This is a genomic window from Sphingosinicella sp. BN140058 (genome assembly GCF_004135585.1).
In the GTDB taxonomy this organism is placed as follows: domain Bacteria; phylum Pseudomonadota; class Alphaproteobacteria; order Sphingomonadales; family Sphingomonadaceae; genus Allosphingosinicella.
The window spans coordinates 125,355-147,489 of the sequence record NZ_CP035501.1 but is presented as its reverse complement, the minus strand read 5'-3'; the positions used below and the strand labels follow the sequence as shown (position 1 = coordinate 147,489).

The 22,135-nt window shown below is 65.0% G+C and carries 28 protein-coding genes; 20 read left to right on the top strand and 8 right to left on the bottom strand.

The features are described from left to right. The first annotated feature begins 183 nt into the window (after window positions 1-183). Both ETR14_RS00655 and ETR14_RS00650 read left to right on the top strand, forming a co-directional pair. Entirely contained in the window at window positions 184-1,323 is a 1,140-nt protein-coding gene (locus ETR14_RS00655; RefSeq protein ID WP_129382893.1) for a glycosyltransferase, read from the top strand. Window positions 1,324-1,404: 81 nt separating this feature from the next. Continuing rightward, the gene (locus ETR14_RS00650) at window positions 1,405-2,811 is read left to right on the top strand and encodes a nitronate monooxygenase family protein (protein WP_129382892.1); all 1,407 of its coding nucleotides are present in this window, start codon (window positions 1,405-1,407) and stop codon (window positions 2,809-2,811) included. A gap of 196 nt (window positions 2,812-3,007) precedes the next feature. Here the strand turns inward: ETR14_RS00650 and ETR14_RS00645 are convergent, their stop codons facing one another. Then, the gene (locus tag ETR14_RS00645; protein ID WP_129382891.1) at window positions 3,008-3,970 is read right to left on the bottom strand and encodes a D-glycerate dehydrogenase; all 963 of its coding nucleotides are present in this window, start codon (window positions 3,968-3,970) and stop codon (window positions 3,008-3,010) included. 161 nt (window positions 3,971-4,131) lie between these two features. On the opposite strand from ETR14_RS00645, the gene ETR14_RS00640 reads away from it, so the two are divergent. Together ETR14_RS00640 and ETR14_RS00635 are read left to right on the top strand one after the other, a co-directional pair. Next, the gene (locus ETR14_RS00640) at window positions 4,132-4,617 is read left to right on the top strand and encodes an SH3 domain-containing protein (protein ID WP_243455701.1); all 486 of its coding nucleotides are present in this window, start codon (window positions 4,132-4,134) and stop codon (window positions 4,615-4,617) included. Window positions 4,618-4,665: 48 nt separating this feature from the next. After that, a complete protein-coding gene (locus tag ETR14_RS00635; RefSeq protein ID WP_129382889.1) occupies window positions 4,666-4,941 on the top strand; it encodes a hypothetical protein in 276 nt (91 codons plus the stop codon). Here the strand turns inward: ETR14_RS00635 and ETR14_RS00630 are convergent. Then, on the bottom strand, window positions 4,934-5,464 hold the full coding sequence (locus tag ETR14_RS00630) for a GNAT family N-acetyltransferase (protein WP_129382888.1): 531 nt from the start codon (window positions 5,462-5,464) through the stop codon (window positions 4,934-4,936). The genes ETR14_RS00635 and ETR14_RS00630 overlap by 8 nt on opposite strands. 149 nt (window positions 5,465-5,613) lie before the next feature. On the opposite strand from ETR14_RS00630, the gene otsB reads away from it, so the two are divergent. From otsB to otsA, 3 genes are read left to right on the top strand one after another with little or no spacing between them, the layout of a single operon-like run. Continuing rightward, complete coding sequence (gene otsB, locus ETR14_RS00625; RefSeq protein ID WP_129382887.1) at window positions 5,614-6,363, top strand: trehalose-phosphatase; 750 nt, start codon at window positions 5,614-5,616, stop codon at window positions 6,361-6,363. Further along, a complete protein-coding gene (locus ETR14_RS00620; protein ID WP_129382886.1) occupies window positions 6,356-8,146 on the top strand; it encodes a glycoside hydrolase family 15 protein in 1,791 nt (596 codons plus the stop codon). Before otsB ends, ETR14_RS00620 begins: the two co-directional genes overlap by 8 nt. After that, entirely contained in the window at window positions 8,143-9,555 is a 1,413-nt protein-coding gene (otsA, locus tag ETR14_RS00615) for an alpha,alpha-trehalose-phosphate synthase (UDP-forming) (RefSeq protein WP_129382885.1), read from the top strand. Before ETR14_RS00620 ends, otsA begins: the two co-directional genes overlap by 4 nt. A 447-nt stretch (window positions 9,556-10,002) precedes the next feature. Here the strand turns inward: otsA and ETR14_RS28060 are convergent, their stop codons facing one another. After that, window positions 10,003-10,158, bottom strand: coding sequence for a hypothetical protein (locus ETR14_RS28060; protein WP_165356247.1), 156 nt, complete (start codon window positions 10,156-10,158; stop codon window positions 10,003-10,005). 260 nt (window positions 10,159-10,418) lie between these two features. Between ETR14_RS28060 and ETR14_RS00610 the strand changes: the two genes are divergently transcribed. Continuing rightward, a complete protein-coding gene (locus ETR14_RS00610; RefSeq protein ID WP_129382884.1) occupies window positions 10,419-10,817 on the top strand; it encodes a hypothetical protein in 399 nt (132 codons plus the stop codon). A gap of 198 nt (window positions 10,818-11,015) precedes the next feature. Here the strand turns inward: ETR14_RS00610 and ETR14_RS00605 are convergent, their stop codons facing one another. Beyond that, window positions 11,016-12,452, bottom strand: a complete 1,437-nt coding sequence (locus tag ETR14_RS00605) for an IS1182 family transposase (protein ID WP_129382883.1) — start codon at window positions 12,450-12,452, stop codon at window positions 11,016-11,018. A 107-nt stretch (window positions 12,453-12,559) separates the two neighbouring features. Between ETR14_RS00605 and ETR14_RS00600 the strand changes: the two genes are divergently transcribed. Beyond that, window positions 12,560-12,982: a hypothetical protein gene (locus ETR14_RS00600; RefSeq protein ID WP_129382882.1), complete on the top strand. Its 423-nt coding sequence runs from the start codon at window positions 12,560-12,562 to the stop codon at window positions 12,980-12,982. A gap of 151 nt (window positions 12,983-13,133) precedes the next feature. On the opposite strand, the gene ETR14_RS00595 is transcribed toward ETR14_RS00600, so the two are convergent. Then, window positions 13,134-13,619: a hypothetical protein gene (locus tag ETR14_RS00595; RefSeq protein ID WP_129382881.1), complete on the bottom strand. Its 486-nt coding sequence runs from the start codon at window positions 13,617-13,619 to the stop codon at window positions 13,134-13,136. A 216-nt stretch (window positions 13,620-13,835) separates the two neighbouring features. Here ETR14_RS00595 and ETR14_RS00590 point away from each other — a divergent pair, with 216 nt between their 5' ends. From ETR14_RS00590 to ETR14_RS28055, 4 genes are all read left to right on the top strand, one after another. Next, window positions 13,836-14,159 carry a helix-turn-helix transcriptional regulator gene (locus ETR14_RS00590; protein WP_129382880.1) on the top strand — a complete coding sequence of 108 codons (324 nt, stop codon included), beginning with the start codon at window positions 13,836-13,838 and terminating at the stop codon, window positions 14,157-14,159. Beyond that, window positions 14,156-14,563, top strand: coding sequence for a VOC family protein (locus tag ETR14_RS00585; protein WP_129382879.1), 408 nt, complete (start codon window positions 14,156-14,158; stop codon window positions 14,561-14,563). The genes ETR14_RS00590 and ETR14_RS00585 overlap by 4 nt, the downstream gene beginning before the upstream one ends. Beyond that, the gene (locus ETR14_RS00580) at window positions 14,556-15,077 is read left to right on the top strand and encodes an SRPBCC family protein (RefSeq protein ID WP_129382878.1); all 522 of its coding nucleotides are present in this window, start codon (window positions 14,556-14,558) and stop codon (window positions 15,075-15,077) included. The genes ETR14_RS00585 and ETR14_RS00580 overlap by 8 nt, the downstream gene beginning before the upstream one ends. A 211-nt stretch (window positions 15,078-15,288) precedes the next feature. Further along, complete coding sequence (locus ETR14_RS28055; protein ID WP_165356246.1) at window positions 15,289-15,459, top strand: hypothetical protein; 171 nt, start codon at window positions 15,289-15,291, stop codon at window positions 15,457-15,459. Window positions 15,460-15,479: 20 nt separating this feature from the next. On the opposite strand, the gene ETR14_RS00575 is transcribed toward ETR14_RS28055, so the two are convergent. Both ETR14_RS00575 and ETR14_RS00570 read right to left on the bottom strand, forming a co-directional pair. Next, entirely contained in the window at window positions 15,480-15,791 is a 312-nt protein-coding gene (locus ETR14_RS00575; protein WP_129382877.1) for a hypothetical protein, read from the bottom strand. 296 nt (window positions 15,792-16,087) lie between these two features. Then, complete coding sequence (locus ETR14_RS00570; RefSeq protein WP_243455700.1) at window positions 16,088-16,651, bottom strand: DUF4269 domain-containing protein; 564 nt, start codon at window positions 16,649-16,651, stop codon at window positions 16,088-16,090. Window positions 16,652-17,014: 363 nt separating this feature from the next. On the opposite strand from ETR14_RS00570, the gene ETR14_RS00565 reads away from it, so the two are divergent. From ETR14_RS00565 to ETR14_RS00540, 7 genes are all read left to right on the top strand, one after another. Then, window positions 17,015-17,599 carry a hypothetical protein gene (locus ETR14_RS00565; RefSeq protein WP_129382876.1) on the top strand — a complete coding sequence of 195 codons (585 nt, stop codon included), beginning with the start codon at window positions 17,015-17,017 and terminating at the stop codon, window positions 17,597-17,599. Window positions 17,600-17,774: 175 nt separating this feature from the next. Then, window positions 17,775-18,095, top strand: a complete 321-nt coding sequence (locus ETR14_RS00560) for a hypothetical protein (protein WP_129382875.1) — start codon at window positions 17,775-17,777, stop codon at window positions 18,093-18,095. A 212-nt stretch (window positions 18,096-18,307) separates the two neighbouring features. Further along, window positions 18,308-18,682 carry a hypothetical protein gene (locus ETR14_RS28050; RefSeq protein ID WP_165356245.1) on the top strand — a complete coding sequence of 125 codons (375 nt, stop codon included), beginning with the start codon at window positions 18,308-18,310 and terminating at the stop codon, window positions 18,680-18,682. Between the two features lie 245 nt (window positions 18,683-18,927). Beyond that, complete coding sequence (locus tag ETR14_RS00555) at window positions 18,928-19,239, top strand: hypothetical protein (protein ID WP_165356244.1); 312 nt, start codon at window positions 18,928-18,930, stop codon at window positions 19,237-19,239. 197 nt (window positions 19,240-19,436) lie between these two features. Continuing rightward, on the top strand, window positions 19,437-19,817 hold the full coding sequence (locus ETR14_RS00550; protein ID WP_129382873.1) for a hypothetical protein: 381 nt from the start codon (window positions 19,437-19,439) through the stop codon (window positions 19,815-19,817). Between the two features lie 119 nt (window positions 19,818-19,936). Continuing rightward, complete coding sequence (locus ETR14_RS00545) at window positions 19,937-20,248, top strand: hypothetical protein (RefSeq protein ID WP_129382872.1); 312 nt, start codon at window positions 19,937-19,939, stop codon at window positions 20,246-20,248. 54 nt (window positions 20,249-20,302) lie between these two features. Next, complete coding sequence (locus ETR14_RS00540) at window positions 20,303-21,358, top strand: class I SAM-dependent methyltransferase (RefSeq protein WP_129382871.1); 1,056 nt, start codon at window positions 20,303-20,305, stop codon at window positions 21,356-21,358. Between the two features lie 152 nt (window positions 21,359-21,510). On the opposite strand, the gene ETR14_RS00535 is transcribed toward ETR14_RS00540, so the two are convergent. Further along, a complete protein-coding gene (locus ETR14_RS00535) occupies window positions 21,511-22,125 on the bottom strand; it encodes a helix-turn-helix domain-containing protein (RefSeq protein ID WP_129382870.1) in 615 nt (204 codons plus the stop codon). Between the last annotated feature and the right edge of the window lie 10 nt (window positions 22,126-22,135).

Here is a 22,135-nt window from a genome sequence, read left to right as displayed (position 1 = left end):
TCCCCCGGCGCGGCGTGCCGTCCTCGTTGCCCACCGTGCCGGCCGCTCGCGAGGGAGAGGATGCAGCAGAAATGGTTAACAATGCTTTGCGATGGCCGGAGCAGCCGCCGGAATCCGCCGTCTCGCAGGTGCTGCCCGCATCTTTTCGTTTCCCGCGGTGCCCGCGTCGGCCATAAGATCGGCATGCCGCCGGTCCGCATCCTGCACGCCCATTCGACCTTTTCGCTCGGCGGCAAGGAAGCGCGGGCGGTGCGTCTGATGAACGCATTCGGCGCCGCCGCCCGCCACATCGTGCTGACTGCAATGCCGGGAGAAACGGGCGCGCGCGCCGAGATCGCCGCGGGGATCGATGCCGGTTTTCCGGAGGATGCGCCGCCGCTGTCCGGCCCGCCAAGCCCGCTCAGGCTGTGGCGGCTCGCCCGCTACATCAAGCGCTTCGACCTGGTGCTGAGCTACAATTGGGGTGCGATGGACCTGGTGATGGCGCATCGCCTGTTCGGCGGCCCGCCGCTCGTCCACCACGAGGACGGCTTCAACCAGGACGAGGCTCACCGCCTTCATCCGCGGCGCAATGCGTGGCGGCGGTTCGCCTTGCGCAACGCCTGTCGCGTCGTCGTTCCGTCGCGGCGCCTGGAGGACATCGCCCGAATCCATTGGGCGCGACAGGACGGGCAGGTCGTGCGCATCGCGAACGGCATCGACACGCCTCTCTATGCCGGCGCACCCGACCGGTCGGCGATCGGGTTGGACGACACGGACGGGCGGCTGGTGATCGGAACCGTCGCCGGTCTCCGCCCCGTCAAGAATCTGCCGCGGCTGGTGCGTGCCTTCGCGGCGATGCGCCGGCGGGACGTGATCCTGGTCGTGGTCGGGGAGGGGCCCGAGCGCGACCGGATCCTCGCCGAGGCGCGCCGGCTCGGCGTCGCCGACCGGGTGAGGCTGGCGGGCTTCCGTAACCATCCGGCGCGCTGGATCGGCGCCTTCGACATCTTCGCTCTGTCGTCCGACAGCGAGCAATTCCCGATCTCGCTGATCGAGGCGATGGCAGCCGGCCTGCCGGCGGTCGCCACCGCGGTCGGCGACGTCGCGACCATGGTCGCCGACGCCAATGCGCCGCTGATCGTCGACCCTGGCGACGAGACCGCATTCGCGGCCGCGCTCGACACGCTCGCCGCGCGCGCCGACCTCCGCCGGGCGATCGGGGAGGCCAATCGTGACAAGGCCGCGGCGCACTATGATGCCGCCGTGATGATCGCCGCTTACGCCGCCCTCTATGGTGAGGCGATCGGTCGTCCGCAGGCGTTTTCGACCGATCGGGCGTGAGCCGCCGACACGACAGGGTGCTTTTTTGACGCAATTTCCGCGGAGTGCGCGTATAGCGCGCCGATCAATTTCGGAGGGACAATGTTCAAGGGTGTGAAGCCGATCTCATATGGCGGCCGCGAGGTGCTACCGCTGGTGGAGGGCGGCAAAGGGGTCTCGGCCAGCAACCATGCGAGCTCCGGCGCCTGGGCGGCGGCGGACGGCATCGGCACGGTGTCGGCGGTCAATGCCGACAGCTACGACCCCGAAGGACGCATCGTTCCCCAGGTCTATCACGCGCTGACCCGTCGCGAGCGCCACGAAGAGCTCGTTCAATATGCGATCGACGGCGCCGTCGCGCAGGTTCAGCGGGCGCACGAGATTGCCGGCGGTCGCGGCGCGATCAACATCAACGTGCTCTGGGAAATGGGCGGCGCCCAGCGCGTGCTCGAAGGCACGCTCGAGCGCACCCGCGGTCTCGTCGCCGGCGTGACCTGCGGTGCCGGCATGCCTTACCGCCTGTCTGAAATCGCCGCGACCTACGGCGTCTACTATCTCCCGATCATCAGCTCCGCGCGGGCCTTCCGTGCGCTGTGGAAGCGCGCTTATTCCAAGGTTCCGGAATGGCTCGGCGCGGTCGTCTACGAGGATCCATGGCTCGCCGGCGGCCATAACGGCCTGTCCAACGCCGAGGATCCGCTGCAGCCCCAGGATCCGTATCCGCGCGTCCGGGAGCTTCGCGCGACGATGCGCGAGGGCGGCATTTCGGACGACGTGCCGATCGTGATGGCCGGCGGCGTCTGGAACCTGCAGGAATGGGAGCATTGGATCGACAATCCCGAGCTCGGCCAAATTGCCTTCCAATTCGGCACCCGCCCCTTGCTCACCCGCGAAAGCCCGATCCCCGAGGAATGGAAGCAGCGGCTGATGACGCTCGAAGAGGGCGATGTCCTCCTTCACCGCTTCTCGCCGACCGGCTTCTACAGTTCGGCGGTGCGCAACCCGTTCCTGCGCGCACTGGAGGCGCGCTCGAAGCGCCAGATCGCCTTCACCAAGGAGCCGATCGGCGACCATGAATTCCAGCTCGACGTCGGCGTCGGCGGCAAGAAGAATTTCTGGGTGACCCGCGGCGATCTGCTCCACGCGCGCGAATGGTTCGCGCAGGGCTATACGGAGTCGCTCAAAACCCCGGACGAGACGCTGATCTTCGTCGAGCCGGACGATAAGATGCAGATCCGCAAGGATCAGGCCGATTGCATGGGCTGCCTCTCCCAATGCTCCTTCTCGGCCTGGGCGGACAATGAGAAGAACTCGACCGGCCGCCTCGCCGACCCGCGGTCCTTCTGCATCCAGAAGACGCTGCAGGACATCGCCCATGGCGGCCCCGTCGAGAACAACCTCATGTTCGCCGGCCACGCCGCCTTCCGCTTCAAGAACGACCCCTTCTACTCGAACGGCTTCGTGCCGACCGTGAAGCAGCTGGTGGAGCGCATTCAGACGGGGGCGTAATTGCCCTCACCCGTCGGCCCTCACCCTCCCAAGCCTGGCGGCTTGGGCCCCTCCCTCTCCCCAAATGGGAGAGGGAAAGTGAAGCGCCTCTCTACCCTCTCCCACTTGGGGAGAGGGAGGGGCCCGCCGCGAAGCGGTGGGAGGGTGAGGGCCGTGCGGTGAGGGCAGGGCAGTGAGGGCCGTGCCGTGAGGGCAGTCACACCCTGTCCGGCATTTCCTCGCCTTTCGCCCAGGCGCTTATGTTGGCGACGACCTTCTCGCCCATCGCAATCCTGGTCTCGACCGTCGCCGAGCCGAGGTGCGGCAGGAGCATGACGTTGGGCAGAGCGATCAGCCGCGGATCGACATGGGGCTCGTTCGGGTAGACGTCGAGGCCGGCGCCGGCGATCTCGCCGCGTTCGAGGGCAGCGATCAGCGCCTCCTGATCGACGATCGCGCCGCGCGCGGCGTTGATCAGGAAGGCGTCCGCCGGCATCCGCCGCAGCCGGGCACCGTCGATCAGATGGTGGGTTTCCGCCGTATAGGGACAGCTGAGGCTGAGCACGTCCGCCTGTTCGATCATCGAGTCGAGATCGGGCCAGTAGGTTGCGCCGAACGCTTGGTCACCTTCGACCCGGCGGCGATTGTGATAGTGGATGCGCATGCCGCAGGCGCGCGCTCGCGCTGCGACGGCGAGGCCGATCCGGCCCATGCCGACGATTGCGAGGTGCTTGCCCGTCAGGCTTCGGCCCATCTGCCGGCGCGGCCCCCAGCCGGCCCATTGCCCGGCGCGGACCACGCGCTCGCCCTCGCCGAGCCCGCGCAGAGTGCCGAGGATCAGCGCCAGGGTGACGTCGGCGGTGTCGTCGGTCAGCACGTCGGGCGTGTTGCTGACCAGAATGCCGCGTGCGGCGGCGGCGGCGAGATCGATATGATCGACGCCGACCCCGAAATTGGCGAGCAGCTTCAGGTCCGCACCGGCCTGACCGATCATCTCGGCATCGAGCCGATCAGTGACGGTGCAGGCGAGCGCGTCGCAGCGCTGGACCGCGTCGGCGAGTTGCGCGCGATCGAACGGAGGACCGTGGTTCACCTCGGCGTCGAATTCGGCGATCAGCCGTTCTTCGACGGGCTCCGGCAGGCGGCGGGTAACGATGATGCGGGGGCGGGAGGTCGGCATCGCTCGGCCGTAGCGTCATCGCCGCCGCGCCGCAGCCGGAAAGTGATCCGGTCGCGCGTCGCCGGCGGGCGCCGATGTCCCGCGATAGTGCAGCGCGGGCCACATCCATGTTGAACCTGGGGGTCCCTCCTGCGTAAGGGCAGGACGGAGGAGATATGAAAATGCGCAAGCTGTTCGCGCTCGGGCTTCTGGCCGTGCTCGGCCTCAGCGTTACGTCCGCCGAAGCCCAGAAGGATCGTCAGACGCCCTATTGGGCGTCGATTTCCGCGACCAAGGCGATGATGCGCAGCGGCCCCGGCCGCAACTATCCCGCGACCTGGCTGTATCTGCGCGCCGATCTGCCGATCAAGGTGGTCGAGACCTATCCTAATTGGCGCAAGGTCCAGGATCCGGCCGGCGAGACCGGCTGGATGTTGCAGAACCTGCTCAGCGACACCCGCACGGCGCTGGTCGGCGGCAGCGAGGCGCGGCCGATGCACGAAGCGCCCGACGAGAGCTCGCCGGTGCGGTTTCGAGCCGAGCCCGGCGTGGTCGGCCGGCTTTCGAAATGCGCGGCCGGCTGGTGCCAGCTCGACGTCGGCGGCCGCAAGGGCTTCATCCGCACCGATCATTTCTGGGGCGTCGATCCCGGCGAGAATATCGACTAACGATGCGTGCCGGGCGCCTGAAGCGCCCGCGCCAGGGAGGAGTGGGGCATGGCCGATCTTACCGCATCGGATTTCGCCGAGGGTCAGCATTATGACGTCGCGGTGGGCGAAACCGTGCTGAAGCTGGTCGTTCAGCGGGTCCAGCCGCTGGAGCAGGCGATCCGCGCCGCCGGCGGTTTCCGGCTCGAGTTCCTCGGCCCTGCCGATCCGATCCTGCCGCAGGCCATCTATCCCTTTGCAGGCCAGGGCGAGACGAAGGAGATCTTCATCGTTCCGATCGGCCGCTCGGACGCGGGAACGCAGTACGAGGCGATCTTCAACTGATCGGCAAGGCGCTCCGTTGGCCGGCATCATCCGCCGGCCGTTCGAGCAGATCGTAGACGCCCTTGTCCGCGACCGCGACGAAGCCGAGCGTCCGGTAGAGCGCCATCGCCGGATTGTTCTTCTCGACGTGGATCGAGACCTTCTTGCCCGCGGCGGACGCCATCGCGCAGACGTCGTTCAATATCGCGGTGCCGAAGCCCTGGCGGCGCGCGGCCGGCAACAGGGCGATGTCGATGATGCGCAGCTGATCGGCCCATTCCTCCAGATAGAGGCGGCCGACATCCTCCCCGCCGGCTTCGATCACCAGCCATTCGGCGGCGGGGTAATGGAGATCGTAATGGGCGCGCTGCGCCTCGAACTGCTGACGCAGGAAATGCAGGCGCATTTCGATCGGCCAGCCGGTCTGGGCGAGTTCCTCCTCGCGCGTCGCCGCATAGACGGAGAAGAGGAACGGCAGATCGTCGGGGGTCCGCGGCCGATAGGAGAGGCCGAGCGCGGCGGCCTGGACGAGCCTGGGCGGCATGTCAGCGCCGCTCCCGCAACCGCGCAAAGCAGAAATCACCTTTGTCTCGCATCTTCACCCCCGGCTTCGCGATCCTCCCTTCCTATCCTGCCGGCCAGGCGCGTCAAAGCCGCTTGAGAATCGCGCCCGTCCCCGCCAACGGGAGGCGCATGGCCGATCCTCTCTTGCCGCCTCCGCTCGATCTGCTCGACGGCGCGGCCCTGTTTCTCGATTTCGACGGCACCCTGGTCGAGCTTGCCGAGACTCCGGACGCGATCAGCGTCCCCGATCATCTTCATCCGTTGCTCGATCGTCTGGCGGCGCGGCTCGGCGGTGCCCTGGCCATCGTCAGCGGCCGCGCGATCGGCGATCTCGAGCAGCATCTCGGCCCCCTGCCGATCGCCGTCTCGGGCTCGCACGGGCTCGAGCTTCGCACCGCCGATGGGCGAGTGGGACCGGTGCCGGCGCCGGCATCGCTCGACATCGCGCGCGACGCCATCCGCCGCTTCGCCGCAGGCGATGCGGGCCTGATCGTCGAGGACAAGCCGGCGAGCGTCGCGCTTCATTATCGGGGCGCGCCGGCGCAGGCGGCGGACGCGGTTGCGCTCGCCGGTGCGCTCGCCGAACGCACCGGACTCACCGTGCAGGCCGGCAAGATGGTGGTCGAGCTGCGGCCGGCCGGCGCCGACAAGGGCGATGCGCTGCGGCGCCTGATGGCGGAACCAGCCTTTGCGAATAAGCGTCCTGTGTTCGTGGGAGACGATCTGACGGACGAGCATGCCTTTGCGGCAGCGGCGGAGATGGACGGTGCAGGTATCCTCGCCGGCCCTCCGAGAAAGACGGCGGCCGCCTGGCGGCTCGACGATGTAGCGGCCGTGGCCGCCTGGCTGATGGCGGTAACGGGAGACGTACGTGGCTGATCTCAATCTGTGGCCGATCGGCAATTGCCAGGTGTCGGCGCTGATCGACAGCCAGGCCGGCTTCGTCTGGGCGTGCGCGCCGCGGGTGGACGGCGATCCCCTGTTCTGCTCGCTGCTCAGCCCCAAGGGCGAGAGCGCGCTGCCACGCGGCGAGTGGCGGCTGTCGCTCGAAAATCAGGTGTCGGTCGAGCAGAGCTACCTTCGCAACACGCCGGTGCTCGTCACCCGGCTCACCGATGCCGACGGCGGCGTCGCCGAGATCTTCGATTTCTGCCCGCGCTTCCAGCGCAGCGGCCGCATGTACCGGCCGGTGGCGTTCGCGCGGATCGTGCGCCCGATTTCCGGTGCGCCGCGGCTCAAGGTCGCGCTCAACCCGTCGACCAATTGGGGCGCGAGGGATGCCGAGACGACCACCGGCACCAACCACATACGCTATCTCCTGAAGCCGCAGCCGCTGCGGCTGACCACCGATGCCCCGGTCGGCCAGATCATGGAGGGCCGTGCCTTCCGGCTCGAGCGCGCGCAGCATTTCTTCCTTGGGCCGGACGAGCCGTTCGTCGGCAATGTCGGCCATACGCTCGCCACCTGGCTGCACCAGACCACCGAGGATTGGCGCGACTGGGTGCGCGGCCTCGCCATCCCGCTCGAATGGCAAAGGGTGGTGATCCGCGCCGCGATCACGCTCAAATTGTGCCAGCACGAGGAAACCGGCGCGATCGTCGCGGCGCTCACCACCTCCGTTCCCGAAGCGGCGGACAGCGGCCGCAATTGGGATTATCGCTACTGCTGGATCCGCGACGCTTATTACACGGTGCAGGCGCTAAACCGCCTCGGCGCTCTCGACGTGCTCGAAACCTATCTCGGCTATCTCCGCAACATCGTCGACGAGGCCAAGGGCGGGCACATCCAGCCGCTTTATGCCGTGTCCGGCGAGGCCAAGATCGAGGAATGGGAAGCAGACGGCCTGGCCGGCTATCGCGGCATGGGGCCGGTGCGGGTCGGCAACGCCGCTTATTACCAGATCCAGCACGATGCCTACGGCCAGATCATCCTCTCCAACGTCCAGGCCTTTTTCGACGAACGCCTGTTCCGCCCGGCGACCGTCGCAGATTTCCAGGCGCTGGAGAAGGTCGGCGAGCGCGCCTGGGCGATGCACGATCAGCCCGATGCCGGCCTTTGGGAATATCGCACGCGCAGCGCCGTCCACACCTACAGCTCGGTGATGAGCTGGGCGGGCTGCGACCGGCTCGCCAATGCGGCGGCGGTTCTCGGTCTCGACGATCGCGCCGCTGTGTGGCGCGAACGCGAACAGGCGATCCGCGCCCGCATCGAAAAGGAGGCCTGGTTCGCGAAGGAGGAACGGTTCGGCGCCAGCTTCGGCGGCGGCGAGACCGATGCCAGCCTGCTCCAGCTCGTCGACATGCGCTTCCTGGCGCCCGAGGATCCGCGTTTCGTGCGCACCTTCGAAGCGGTCGAGCGCGAACTCCGCCGCGGCGAGCACATGCTGCGCTACGCCGCCGAGGACGATTTCGGTCTGCCGGAGACCGCGTTCAACTTCTGCACCTTCTGGCTGATCGAGGCGCTGCATCTCGCCGGCCGGAGCGACGAGGCGCGGGCGCTGTTCGAACATACGCTGGAGCGGCTTACCCCGGCCGGCCTGCTGTCGGAGGATACCGATTTCGAGACGGGCGAACTCTGGGGCAATTATCCGCAGACCTATTCGCTGGTCGGCCTGATCAATTGCGCGATGATGCTGTCCAAGCCTTGGACCGCGATCCGATGAGCCGGCTGATCGTCATCTCCAACCGGGTGGCCGCACCCAAGCCGGATGGGGAGGGCGGTGCCCAGGGCGGGCTTGCGGTCGCACTCTCGGCGGCGCTGCGCGAATATCGCGGCCTGTGGTTCGGCTGGTCCGGCAATCGCATCGAGGAATTTACCGGCAAGATCGACTTTCAGCGCCATGACGGCGTCACCTCGGCGACGGTCGACCTCGAGGAGCAGGACGTCGAGGAATATTATAACGGCTATGCCAATCGCACCCTGTGGCCGCTCTTCCACTACCGCATCGATCTCGCCGAATATGATCGCAGCTTCGGCGCCGGTTACGAGCGGGTCAACGAGCGCTTCGCCGAGACCGTGACGCCGCTGATCGAGCCGGACGATCTCGTCTGGGTCCACGATTACCACCTGATCCCGCTCGGCGCGCAGCTGCGCCAGCGTGGCCTCAGGAACCGGATCGGCTTCTTCCTCCACATCCCCTGGCCACCGGCACGCCTGCTGACCTCCTTGCCCGCGCACGAGCATCTCGTCCTTTCGCTCCTCGCATACGACGTGATCGGCTTCCACACCCAGGAATGGCTGGAAAGCTTCCAGAATTACGTCGAGCGCGAGCTTGGCGGCCATTGCGAGCCGGACGGGACCATCCATGTCGGCGAGCGCTCGGTCCACGCCGCCGCCTACCCGATCGGCATCGACTACAAGGAATTCCGCGAGGCTGCGGAGAGCGATGCGGCGTGGGAGGCCTTCGAGCGCCTGCGCAAGAGCGCCGACGGCCGCGGCACGATCATCGGCGTCGACCGGCTCGATTATTCCAAGGGGCTGGAGGAGCGCTTCCTCGGCTATCGCCGCTTCCTCGAAGAGCATCGGGATTGGCAGGGCGAAGTCTTCCTGCTCCAGATCGCGCCGCCCTCGCGCGGCGAGGTCCATACCTACGAGAAGATCCGCGAAACGCTCGACGAATTGTCGGGCCGGATCAACGGCGAGTTCGCCGCCGTCGACTGGGTGCCGATCCGCTACGTCAACCAGGGCTATGGCCGCGAGGATCTCGCCGGCTTCTACCGCGCCTCGCAGATCGCCCTGGTGACGCCGCTGCGCGACGGCATGAACCTCGTCGCCAAGGAATATGTCGCCGCCCAGGATCCGGAGGATCCCGGCGTGCTGATCCTCTCCCGCTTCGCCGGCGCCGCGCTGCAGCTGAAGGATGCCCTGCTGGTCAATCCGTACAGCAAGGAAGAGATAAGCGACGCGATCAAGCAGGCGCTCGACATGCCGCGCGACGAGCGCATCCGCCGCTGGCGCAGCATGAACGAGATCGTGAAGCAGGAGGATGTGGTGTGGTGGCGGCGCAACTTCGTCGCGGCGCTGGAAGGGAAGGGCGACGGGGCGCAGCAGGAGGCGCAGGCGGCGGGCTGAGGGTGGCGGCGCGCGGACGGACCGGGGGCTGAGGCTGGTGAGGTCAACTTCCGGCGAGTGCCGTTCCTGTGGCGGGGCCGGTGCTTCGGGACGCCGGAGCGCGATCGAACCCTTCACTAACGCGTGACGCGCAGCGCCCGAAAGGTCAACGGCGCGCCGGCCGCGAGAGTGTCTCTTTACGCGCCCAGAACGGACCTTCGCGCATCGGGCTTGGCTTGGTCGGCTTTGTGGAGCCAAAGCAGACATCGGTGCCCGGCGCAGCGAATGTCCGCTTCGGAGCGACGAACCCGACGCGAGGCGGGGCACCAAGGCCTTTCCGCGAATGACTTTGCAGGGTGGATTCCGGGCCTAGAATGTCGAAGATCATCTTGGCCGGGACTGCCTTAGTCACCGATGCTCACTGCCCTACAGCTCTGAGTCCAGGGTCGCGCCTCTTCGTGCTGGCCTTCAAGCAGCTGGATTCTCGCTGCTGTCTACCATCCTCTGCAGGGCGGCCAGAACGGCATCCACGGCGATCGCCTCGAGCACGCCCATTCCCGGCGGCGGTAGGACGTGCCGATAATCCTCAAGAACCTCATCAGGGATGTGTATCGTAAGATCCATCGGCGGCCTCCTTGGCGCCACCACTACGGACGCGGCGGCAGGAGAGCAAATCGGGCGTTGGGTCTGGATCGAACTCCGTCGTGAAGCCGCTACGTCAGCTTAGGGTCGATCTGCGCTGTAGCGGGCGGAGCTTGGACGAAGCGGCGAGATCGTCAGCCTGCCTCGCGGAAGCGGACATAGCCCTCGCCCGCGCCGCTCCCCCTGGGGAACAGCTGAATCGGGTGGTTTGCGGACCTTCCAGAACCATCCCGGAGTCGCTTATGAGGCTGATTATGGACCGTAGCGCCGACTGGATGTGGAACACCTATGCGCGAGCGCTGGACATCCTCGAGGGTCGCGCGTGCGGCCATGCGCTGCCGATCATCCGCAAACTCGTACGCAGGGGTTTCGCGCCGGCCTGCAACCTGCTCAGCGACTACGTGACCGAGGGAGAAGCGGTTCGGCTTCTCAGAAGCGCGGCGCGGCGAGGGGACGCAACCTCGGCGTACAACCTGGCGATCACATATCGGAACTGTGGCGACATGCGCAGATACCGGACAGCCTTGGCGTACGCTGCCAGACTTGATCCTGACGCTCACGCGGAGCTGCGCAGCTTCAAGACACGCTTCCCCCACGAGGTGATGCGCCCCTTTCACAGGCTCGCCCCTGATCGAAGCTGATGTCGCCTTTGGGTTGATCCGCCCTGGAGCGCAGTGCTCCTGCCGGTAGCGAGGCCATCGGCAGCCTGCCTGGCGAAAGCGGACGTAGCCGTCGCCGGCGCCTCTTCCCGATGGAACAGCCGGAAGGGGTGGAGGCTGTGTGAAAACGCCGCCGGGCTGATTTCACGGAGATGATGTGAGCGCGCGCGGTGACGCTTGTCAGCGTCCGACCGCCGCCAACGCTGCCGGCATGCCCAGGATCGCGATCACGCGCTTGATGTTGTAGGCGAGGACGCACAGGCTCATCTCGGTTCCTACGTTTTTTAGCCCTTTGGTTCGGAAGTGGGTGGCCCCCATCCACTGCTTCAAGGTGCCGAACGTGTGTTCAACGGTTTGCCGCCTGATCCGCATGGCATCGGGCATTTTGTCGATGCGCTGCTGCATCGCATCGAGCACGTGCTCGTGCTCCCATCTCCTGATCCGGCGCTCTTTGCCGGTGGTACACTTGGCTTTCATCGGACAGGCGGCGCACGAGCTTGCCCAATAGACGTGCAGCGTCTTGCCGGCTTCGACGCTGTCGAAGCGGTAGGTCAGCGTCTCGCCGGCCGGGCAGCGATAGGTGTCGGTGTCGACGTCGTAGATGAAGTCCTGCTTCCCGTAGCGACCTTGCGCCTTGGCCCCTGAGGTGAGCGGTTTGGGTATGATCGGCGTTGCGCCCAAGGCCTCGCAGGCGCGCACCTCCTCGCCGCCATAATAGCCGCGGTCTGCGAGCACGGTCAGGCGTTCGCCGTCCATCTCTGCCTTGGCCTTACGGCCCATGTTGGCGAGCTGAGAGCGGTCGTGGCCAAGGTTGGTTACATCGTGGGCGACGATCAGGTGATGCTGCGTGTCGACCGCGGCTTGCACATTGTAGCCGACCATGCCGGTGCCCTTGCCATTGGTGGCCATTGCACGTGCATCCGGATCGGTCAGCGAGATCTGCCCGTCAGGCACGTCGGCGAGCGCCGCCTCCATGTCGCGCAGAGCCTGCATCTGTTCGCGTAGCCGGGCTAGGCGTTCGTTCAGCCGTACCGAGCGCAACGCCGAAGTCTCGTCGTCCTGACGATCGGCCGTGTCGAGCTGAGCGAGATAGCGCGCGACGCTCGCGTCGACCTGTTCGATCCGGCGCCGAACCGCGTTGGGCGTGAAGTTCTTGTCGCGCGTGTTCACCGCCTTGAACCGCGATCCATCCACGGCAACGACGCCGCCGGCGAGGAGGCCCATCTGTCGGCACAGCAGCACGAACCGGCGGCACGTCGCCTTGATCGCATCACCATTGTCGCGCCGGAAATCCGCAATCGTCTTGAAATCGGGAGCCAGCTTGCCGATCAGCCACATCGCCTCGACATTGCGTCCGGCTTCACGCTCGAGCCGGCGGCTCGACAGAACCTGGTTGAGATAGCCGTACAGATACAGCTTCAGCATGGTCGCCGGATGATAAGCGGGTCTGCCCGTTGCCGCAGGGCGGGCACCGGTGAAGCCTAAAGCAAGTAGATCGAGTTCGTCGATGAAGGCATCGACCAGCCTGACCGGATTATCCGCACCGACATAGTCGTCCAAGCATTCCGGCAGAAATGCCGCTTGGCGCCGGTCCTGTCCCTCGACGAAACGCCCCATCCGGCCCTCCCTCGCATCGACCGGATCCTATCACATCAGCACGTTTTCACACAGCCTCGGTGGAAAGGCGACCTCTGAATGGTATCGGAGCGGCTTGGAGGGGCACCATGTTCAGGCTGATCGTATCGTTAGGTGCAGTGGCTCTCGCTTCTTGCGGCAGCGGTTTCGTGCACGAAGAGAAGCTCTCCGGGCCCTACCGTCTCGTCGCTGTCGACGTGATGCAGGATATGCTGCTGTGCCGCTCGCTCGAAGGGGGTGACTGCGCCGGTGACGGGCTTGGCGGCGACACCGTGTTTGCCGCAGGCGCGAATGATCGCTTCATCACACTGGCGATCCACCCGAGGACTTGGCCCCAGCCAAGCGGTTCCAGCCGAACCGACTTTTACTACCTCATCAGAAGCCCTGACGAGGCCGCAGATGGCGGCCGCGGCGCAACCCTGAAGGGGCCTTTTGATGAACGCACATTCGCGAACGAGAAGCGCCGCCTACGGCTGCCAGAATTCACAAGGGTTTTTGAGGAGCTGAAGTGAACGTCGGCTAAGGGTCGACCCGCGCTGTAGCGCGGTGATAGCGCCCTCGGCCGCGCGAACGTCGGGCTGGCGCACGTAACCGGACCTTGGCCGCAGCGCCGACCAATCGCACCGGCAACAGCCGGATCGGCTGGAAAGCAGCAATTGGGTGTTATAATCGTTTCGGATGAGCGACAGGCCACAGCTCCCGCCGCCCGGAAAGATCGCCGATTTCCCTCCGCGCGAGACGGTCATCGAGGGGCTTCGACGAACGCGGCGCAATACGAGAAGCGCGTATGGTCGTTGGTTGCTGTTGATCAAGGAACTCCGCATGGTCCACGACCTGAGCATCCTTGATGCCGAGCGCCTCGCACTGGCAAACAGGCATCGGCGGCGTTGGGTTGAGTGCCAGATCAACACGCACCAGCGTTGCCGCAAACATGCCCTCGCGCACATCCGATATAATGGCAAAGCATCGCTCATCGAGCGCGAGCCTGAAACTTTCAAGTTCAAGGTCCGCAACGGGTCGCAGGCGGCTGTAGCAGCTCGCGCTACCTAGGCGACGCGCGAAGGTCGGCCTGTCGCGCGGAACCGGACGTTGGCAGCCGCGGTCTGCGATCGCGCCGGGAACAGCCGGGGAGGGGTGGAAGTCGGTCATTCTCGAGTCGCCGCCACCCAACGTTCTCGGCATGTGCGTTTTGCGCCATTCTCGGCTGCAGTGACGCAATGCGCTTGCGAACGCGGTAGCTCACTCTCAGCGAGATGCCTGCAAGGGTACGCTGCGGGGGGCGGCATGCGCCCGATCTGGCATGATGATTTCGTAACGTTCAACTGAAAGGTTGATTATGTTGCGCGGAACTCATAGTTCAACCACATGGTTGAACGACTCGACGCGACATTTCACGCGCTTTCCGACCCCACGCGCCGCGGCATGCTGGCCACGCTTGCCTTAGGCGAGAAGTCGGTCGGCGAACTGGCCGAACCCTATGCGATGAGCTTCGCCGGCGCCTCCAAGCATGTGAAAGTGCTGGAAAGCGCCGGGCTAGTGGCGCGTCGACGGGTCGGACGCACGCAACTTTGCAGTCTCCTCCCGGCGCCGCTGGCCGAGGCCGACCGATGGCTGAAGCAGTGGGAGCAATTCTGGACCACGCGCCTGGACCGTCTCGAAACCCTCATCGCGCAGGAGCATCGCGAATGACCCAGGCGACACCCTTTCTGATGTTCCAGGGCGGCACGGCGGAGGCGGCGCTCAGCTTCTACGCCGAAACGGTACCGGACAGCCGGATCGAAAGCATCGAGCGGTTCGGCGCCGACGGTCCTGGGCCGGAGGGCACGATCCTGCGCGCAGTCGCGGTGATCGCCGGACAGCGGGTAATGGCGCATGACAGCTTCATCACTCACGGGTTCGACTTCACGCCGTCCTGGTCCATCTTCCTCGATTGTCGCGATCGCGCCGAGTTCGACCGGCTGTTCGATTTACTCTCGAGCGGCGGCGCTGTCCTCATGCCCGCCGATGATTACGGCTGGAGTGCGCGCTTTGCTTGGGTGAGCGACCGCTTCGGTATATCCTGGCAACTCAATCTGGAGCGCGGCCATGGCTGACCTGATCACCGCGCGCACGCTGCGCTTCCAACGCGAGCTTGCCGCCCCGATCGATACCGTATGGCGCTACCTGATCGACCCGGAGCTTCGTGCGCGCTGGTTCATGGGCGGGCCGACCGAGGCCCGCGTTGGCGGCCCGATCGGCATGACGATGGCGCACGACAACCTCTCCGACGAGCCGGTGCCGTTCCCGGAGCGCTACGCCCCCTACAACGGCAGAAGCTGGTCGGAGACGATCACGCGGATGGAGCCGCCGCACCTGCTCGCCTTCACCTGGGATAATGGCGACAATGGCGAAGTCGTGATCGAGCTGAGCGCTGCCGGCGATGGCCGCACGCGCCTGACGCTCACCCACAGCGGTATTCGCAGCCCGGCGGAAGCGAGGAACTTCGGCGGCGGCTGGGGCGCGCATCTGGCCGTGCTGGAAAAGCGGCTCGCGGGCGAGCACGTCGCCAGCTTCTGGACGCTCCATGCCGACGCGGAAGCGAGGGCGGCCAGGGCGATCGGTGACTGAAGGTCTGTCGATGAAGTGTGGCGGGCGCCTGCCATGTTCGTGATCACCGCTTCGATCTGATTGGACGGACGGAGCGGCGCCGCCTGTTCAGTGCTTTCCGCGCTAAGGATCGTCGCAGCGTCGCCTCCCAGATTGGCGAGGCGCTTGGCGGCGCGAATCGCCTGGGGATTGCGCGCGGAGGTGCCCTTCGAACGGGTTGTATGCAGTCCTGATGGAAAATCCGCCCTCCGAGATGCCTCCGCTCTTTCACGAAGTGTTCCTCGCGTTTGATGCCGGTGAATATCCTCATCGAGCGGATCCGCTCTCGGTCGATCCCGTCGCGAAATACACCGATCCTTGGATCAGCGAGATCGTCACGCGGCACGGTTCGCGCCAGCTATAGCCGAACCGGGTCGTTACCCTTCATTTCTGGGCGAGCAGGCGAGCTAGTAGCCCTCTTTTGCGGATGATTTCGGCAGAGCCCCACACCGGATGCTGGCGCTCTTCGTCGAGATAGCCCGTCACCACGATTAAGATCGGGCCGCCCTTCCGGCTTTTCCAGTCCGCCTCCCATGTGACTGCCATATACGGCCCTTCCTCTTCGGGCCTCACATAGGTGCGTCCGATCGGCACCCGCTCGGCTAGGTCCGGCCACGCAAACTCAGCAACCTCATACAAAACATCGCTCACGCGAGCCTCAAGTTCATCTCGCTCTGTGTCTGCCGGCGTGTTCATCGCGCTTTGTTTCGACCAATGCGCGAACGTCGGAAATGGGTCGATCCGCGTCGTAGCGCTCAGACAGGGGCGCGCCGGCGGCCACGGCAGGCGATCGCGCGGAACCCGACATTCGTGGGACCGCCTGGCCGTCGCGGGAACGACAGGGAATGGTGGAGAAGCGACGGTGCCCGTTGCCCTCGCCGGCCCTGTCTCCCGACGGGAACAGCCCGTAGGGTGGAATGGCGACTTGCCGGTATGGCGGCTGGTGGTGGTTTCCCGGTGGCCTGTCTTCTCGGCAAAGCCTTCGAACGCGGTCATGCGATGGCGCGACCGATCGACGCCGATAAGGACTCGTCAGTCCAGTCACCCATGTCCAGCAAGACCTGGTATGGGTCGCCGCCCAGCTTCAACGCAGCCGCGAAAGCTGGTTCGGTTTTCAGGCCATTGCGCCTGAATGCCATCACGGCAGAGGCAAGGCGCTCACCACCGAGAGCGAGCAAGCGCCGTTCGATGACGAGGTGCCGCCAACCCGCCTGTTCGGCGACGGGCGTTGCCTGTCCGAAGATCTCGAACTGCCACTCATGCGCCTCGAAAGTCGCCAGGACGGGTCGATCGGCTCCAATCCATTGCCACATTCTGAAATCCGGACGCGATCCGAACGCCTTCCAAACTGCTGCCGCAAAGCGGCAGGGATCGGGGGCATGGCAGAGGATGTCTATGTCACTTGTCGGTACATCGAGGTCCAGCGGCGGTGTGCCAGCGATATGTGGGTCGAACTCCGACAGAACGGAAAGGATAGCCGCGCGATCGACAGCGTCGCGATAGCTGGCTCTGCCCATTATCTCCCCGCTCCGATCCTGTTCCAGACGCGCCGCCATATCGATCCGTCCGAGCTGCCGCAAAGAGCGCGACACCGCTCGCGAGCCATGTTCGCTTCGAGTCGCAGCATGTCACGTCACCGGATCTGGCGTGAGCCGGTGCCGAACGTCAGGCTGCCGCAGAGACGCCGACATTCGTCCTGGCGCCGGGTGACGCCGCAGGAACGGCAGGCAGGGTGAAACGCGACGTTCGCAAGCCAGTGCAGGCTGTTCCGGCAGTGGGATCTCGAGACGCTGGCGACCCGGTGATCCAGAGGATTCTGGAGGAAGGTGAATGTCACTTGCGCCGAGGTGCCCTCGCCAGGGCATGAGGCGGGTGTCGGAGCCTTGCGGCCGCCCCGGGGCTAAGCGATGGCAGCTCCCATGCAGATTTCCAACGTTACCGCCATGCCCGTTCCAACGAACACCGCGCCGTGCGCTGCGGATGATCTCTACGATCGGCTCCTCCGGCTCAAGCCGGAAGGGTTGAGCGAAAGAGCCTGGACGATCAACGCCGGCGTAAGCTCCAGCTTCTTCGAGAAAATCAAGGCGGGTGAGCAGCCGAGCGAAGCCGACGTGCCGAAGATTCTCGGCGTGATAGGTGTCACTCAAGCCGAGTTCGAAGCGGAGGGCCGCCCAGTTTTGCGACAGCCCGACAAAGCCCCCGCCGAGCGCAAAAACGATGCGAAGCCGCAAGGTTCTTCGGAAGCCGGACGGATCGCGCCTACGGTGGAAGGGCACCCAGTCGATGCAGCAAAGGCGCCAGAGCGGAGTGCGCCGAAGGAGCATGCTCCGGATGAACTTTCCAGGGCGACCGCTGAGGCGATAAGCCGCTGGCGCGAAGCTGAGCGCCAGGTTGCAGCGGCCGGTCTCGCCGGTGCCGGTGAACATCGCGCACGATTGGTAACGGACATCGCGCGTCTTGCGTTGGAGATCGAATGCCGTCAGCAGGCGACCCGCGGGCGATAGTTTTCGCGCCGCCGGCTCGTTCCGGCGGGAGCGCCGCGCTCCCCGGTCGCCCGCGCGTAAGCGGAGCTTCGTCGTTAAAGCTCCGGTCTGCTCCGGAACCGGGTGGCGCCGGCTTCAGCGGCCCGATCTGCAAGCGGAGGCGCCGCCGCTTAACCTTGCCGCGCAACTGGTCGCAGTGGACGTGAGGGAGGATGTGCTGCTGTGCCGTTCGCTCGAAGAGGGTGGCTGTGCGGGTGACGGACTTGGCGGCGACACCCTGTTCGCCGCCGGTGCGAGCGACCGGTTCATCACCCTGGCGGTCCACCAAAGGACCTGGCCCCGGCCAAAAGATCTCGCCCGCACCGACGATCACTACCTGATCAGAAGCCCTGACGAGGCCGCGGATGGCGGCCGCTGCGCAACCCTTGAATGCCCATTTGATGAACGCACGTTCGCGAACGAAAAGCGCCGCCTAGGCATGCCAGAGTTCGCAAGGGTTTTTCAGGAGCTTAAGTGAATGTCGGCCAGGAGTCGGAGCCGGTCTACCCTCACGATCTGATTGCGACGGCGGCGACGTCGGACTGCGGCGTGGGAACCGGACATTGGCTACCCCGCCGGCCAACCCGGCCGCTGAGGCGGGGGAAGGTGGAGAGCGGTCGTAGCCGTTGGCGCGCCGGTTTGCCGGCAGCCGACCTTGCTTGTCACCTTTATCTCGCCCACACTTCCCGGGTGAACCCGCGCCCAAATCATAACGTCGGTCTTGGCGGCGATGGCGACGAGATCGCTGCCATAAGTGAGGTGGAGGACGCGTTCGGAGTCAGGCTCGACTACGCCGACGCCCATGATTGGACCACGGCAGGGGATGTGTATGCAGCACTTCGCAGAGCACTTCCTCCCGCAGAGGCAGACAGGTCGGATCTCTGGGATCGCTTCGCGAATGCGCTCTGCAGGGAAACTGGAGTTCGCGCATCTTCGCTTACGCCTGAGAGCGAACTGCTTTGCGAAGACGGCATCTGGGTCCATGTCGCGAACGGCTCCGCCACCCTCTGGTCGATCATTGCTATTACTGTCCTCGTCGCCGTTGGATGGTTGTTGCTAGGATAAGCATCCGCCTGTTGTTTCTTCCTGCCGTTCCCGGTTCGCTAACAAAGTAGCCACTGAATGGATTAGAGCTGGAGACCGCGCTCCAGGAGTGAGGTCACATCGGCGTTCGTTTCGAGCCTTCGCTATACGGCGGACTTAGGTCCAGCATGAGGAAGAATGCTCGAGCAAAAGGTGTCTTCAGACGTCTTCCCCCATCTCTTCAACGATGATAAAAAATCGACTCGAAGAAGTGGGGAGGATCGAGCATGCGTATTTTCATGTTGGCCGCGCTGGCGCTCGGGGTGGCTGTGGGAGCCGGTACCTCGGGACTGGCAATCGTCGGGGCGCAAGCAGCACCGAAGATCGATAAGCTGACGATGCCGAAGCGCTACAACAAGGCGAGCATCGATTTCATGTGCGGCAACACCAAATACAGCCTGTCGACCGGAACCGGCGGCGGTATATGCGGATCGGGAAAGAGCGTTGCCGAATGCACCGACGGTAAGGGGAACAGTGCAAAAGTCTATTGCAGCTCGGGCTGTTCGGCGATGGGCAAGGGAAGCTGCAAGATTCCGTGATCGGCTGCGCGGCGCCGAGCCTGATCGCGGGGGACCGTTGCACGCACCTGGATGCGTATCCGAGGACAAGATTGACGTGCAGGCATTGCTCGCAAAGTGCCCGATGCTGTTTTCTGCGTGAGACGGTTCGCTGAGCTGTGAACGATTTAGCGCGCTGGGTTGGAAGGATCGGCACGATATTCGGGTGCTTGTCGCTCTTGATCATCGTGTCGGCCGCGGCGGCGCTGTGGTGGTTCGCCGGCGAGATGTGTGAAAACACGATTGTGCAGACTATCGAATCTCCGGACCGGCAGCACATCGTGACGATGTTCGAACGCAACTGCGGTGCGACATCAGGCTTCACCACCCAGGCTTCCGTCCTGGATCATGGTGCTGTGCCGACCGGGAGCGGCAATGCGTTCGTGGCCGACGCGGATCACGGAAAAGCGCGTACCGGCGAGTGGGGCGGACCCTGGGCCGAGATGCGGTGGCTCAGCAACCAGCATGTGCTGATCCGCTATGCACGAGGCTCTCGCATTTTCGAACAAGACGAACAGGTATCCGGTGTGGAAATCACCTATCAGCCGGTTCAGCGCTGACCTTCGCCAAGATCGTGTTCCGCGACGGGGTGTAGCTTCGCGGCGCGATTTGGCAAGACCAACTCGCCAGGAAGAGACGCGACATTGCCGAGGCGAATTCCCCGGTACATAATGACGTCGTGAAAAAGACAATCATGCCGGGGTTCCTTTTCGGGAGCGCTGCTCTGCTCACCTCCTGTCTCAGGGAGGGTCAGGACGCCGCTCAACTGGTGTTGAATGTGAAGCGCGACGGCGGCGGCTGCAGAGTAATGCTTCAAGGTGAGCGTGTTACAAGCGAGCGGCTCATGGAAATCGGCCGTCAGGCAAAGACGCGCCGTGCGATCGTGCTGCATGACAAAGAGACGCCGTACAAATGCATCGGCGGCGCCGTCTTCACCCTTCAACGCGCCGGCATCAATCGCGTCGATGTGGCGGTGTGGGATGAGAGTTAAGCCTCCAACTGTCCTCTTTGTCATCGCGCCATGGAGTGAAAGGCCGCTGTTCGGATGACGATCCAGATCTCCCGCCTCGCCACCGCGCCCGCCGATCACCTTGCCGCTCTCGGCATCCCGGATCACCGCGACTACGGTGACAGCACTGCCGGGGAAACGATCGCCGAAGACATCCGCCTGGCAGAGCTCGTAGCCTACGCCTTCGACCGCACCAGCACCTATCGTCAGCTCGTCGGCGTCTACGAGGCACTGCGGGTTCGAAGGATGGCAGGTGAGGCCTGTGGCGCTGCAGAGGTCGACGAGATCGTGGCGAGCAGCCGACACAAGGCGGAGCCGTTGCAGCCGGAGGATACGGTTCACGGACACGCTATTCTCGACAAGGCTGAACTTTACCTGGCGGACGGCGGGTTCGAATTGCATCGCGGTGGAACGATCCTGGAGAACGGCGCCAGTCACGGAAAATATCTCCACGGTTTCTCGGCGAATTTCGATCGGGTGATCGCAATAGACTTCTGCCTGCGCTTCCTCGTGCTCGCCAAGAAGCTGTGCCAGGAGGCGGGCCTTGAGAATGTGGACTTGATCTGCGCAAGCGTCGAGCGGCTCCCGATCGCGTCGGCCTCGATCGATTTCGTCCACTCGAACAACGTCATCGAGCATGTGACCAATAAGGCTGCGATGATCAGCGAGGCGCATCGGGTCCTCGCCGAAGAGGGAACGCTCTTCCTACTCTCGCCGAACCACTTCTCGGCCTATCGGGAGCCGCACTTCGGGTTACCCTTCTGGGGCTTCATTCCCGAAAGACTGCGGAGGGCCTATGCCGACGGAGCCATCAAGGCCGTGACCGGATTCGGAGCAGAGGACGTTACGCTGGTCTCCCTTGGACAGCTCAAGCGTCTGGTGGCCCCTGCGTTCGGCGCCGTGCCGATCCGCTTCATTCCGCGAGGACTGCGATCCACGGTGGTTAGCGGCAGGATCCGCGGTTCGATCGTGCGCGCGCTCAACTCACCGCTCGGCGGCTTGACTGACCTCCTCATCAATCGGCTCTTGCTCGGGATCATGCCTTACCATGTGGCCGTGTGCCGAAAGCCACGTGCGCGACCTGAAGCGTAATCACGGTCGTGGGTAGCAGGGTGACACCAGCGCATTCAGCAGAGCGGGAAAAGGGATGGTATTCGAAGAGCCGCAGCTTCATGAAAGCTGACGTTCCTGCTCCCCGGGGACGCCGTTTCCGTTATTCGACCCGTCCAGAGATGAGGCGATCCCTAGCGGGTTTGCTTTGCCTTGGATGTTCGCGGCTTGCGCCTCTTCGGGCGTGCGTCGGTCGGCGCGAGTACGAAGGCGAGACTCACGAGGTGGTCGCGCCCGTTCACCCTCGGCTGGCTTGTCAGTTCACCGAGGCGAGCAAGAAGAGCGTTGACCTCAACGACATCCGCCGCATCGAGCCAGCCCTTGTTGCGTGAGGCCCAGAGCCGTCGCGCCGGGCCGGCGACAATTGTGTCGCTCCTGCCAAGCGCGGTCTCGAAGTCGCGATTGGCAATCTGCAACAGTCCGTGGACGAACGCGCGCAACTCCGCCGCATTTCCTTCGGGGCCGAGATCGTAGGAAAGCCGAAGCGGGCCAGCACCGTCACCCGCTAGCCGGAAGCGACGCTCGCCATTTTCGCTCGGCACTTCCTCCACCAGACCGCCCGCTACGAGGGCGCGCAGATGATAATAGAGGCCGTCTGCAGGCCGTCCAAGCTGTTCCGCCAGGCTCGCCACACCCGCCTCGCCACCAAGGGCGGCAAGTGTATCAACCACTTCCTGTCGCACGGGCGAGGCGAGGAGTCGGACCTGCGCCCGGTTTCGGACCACGCGCCGATCATGACGATCATCCATTCGTCTGGAC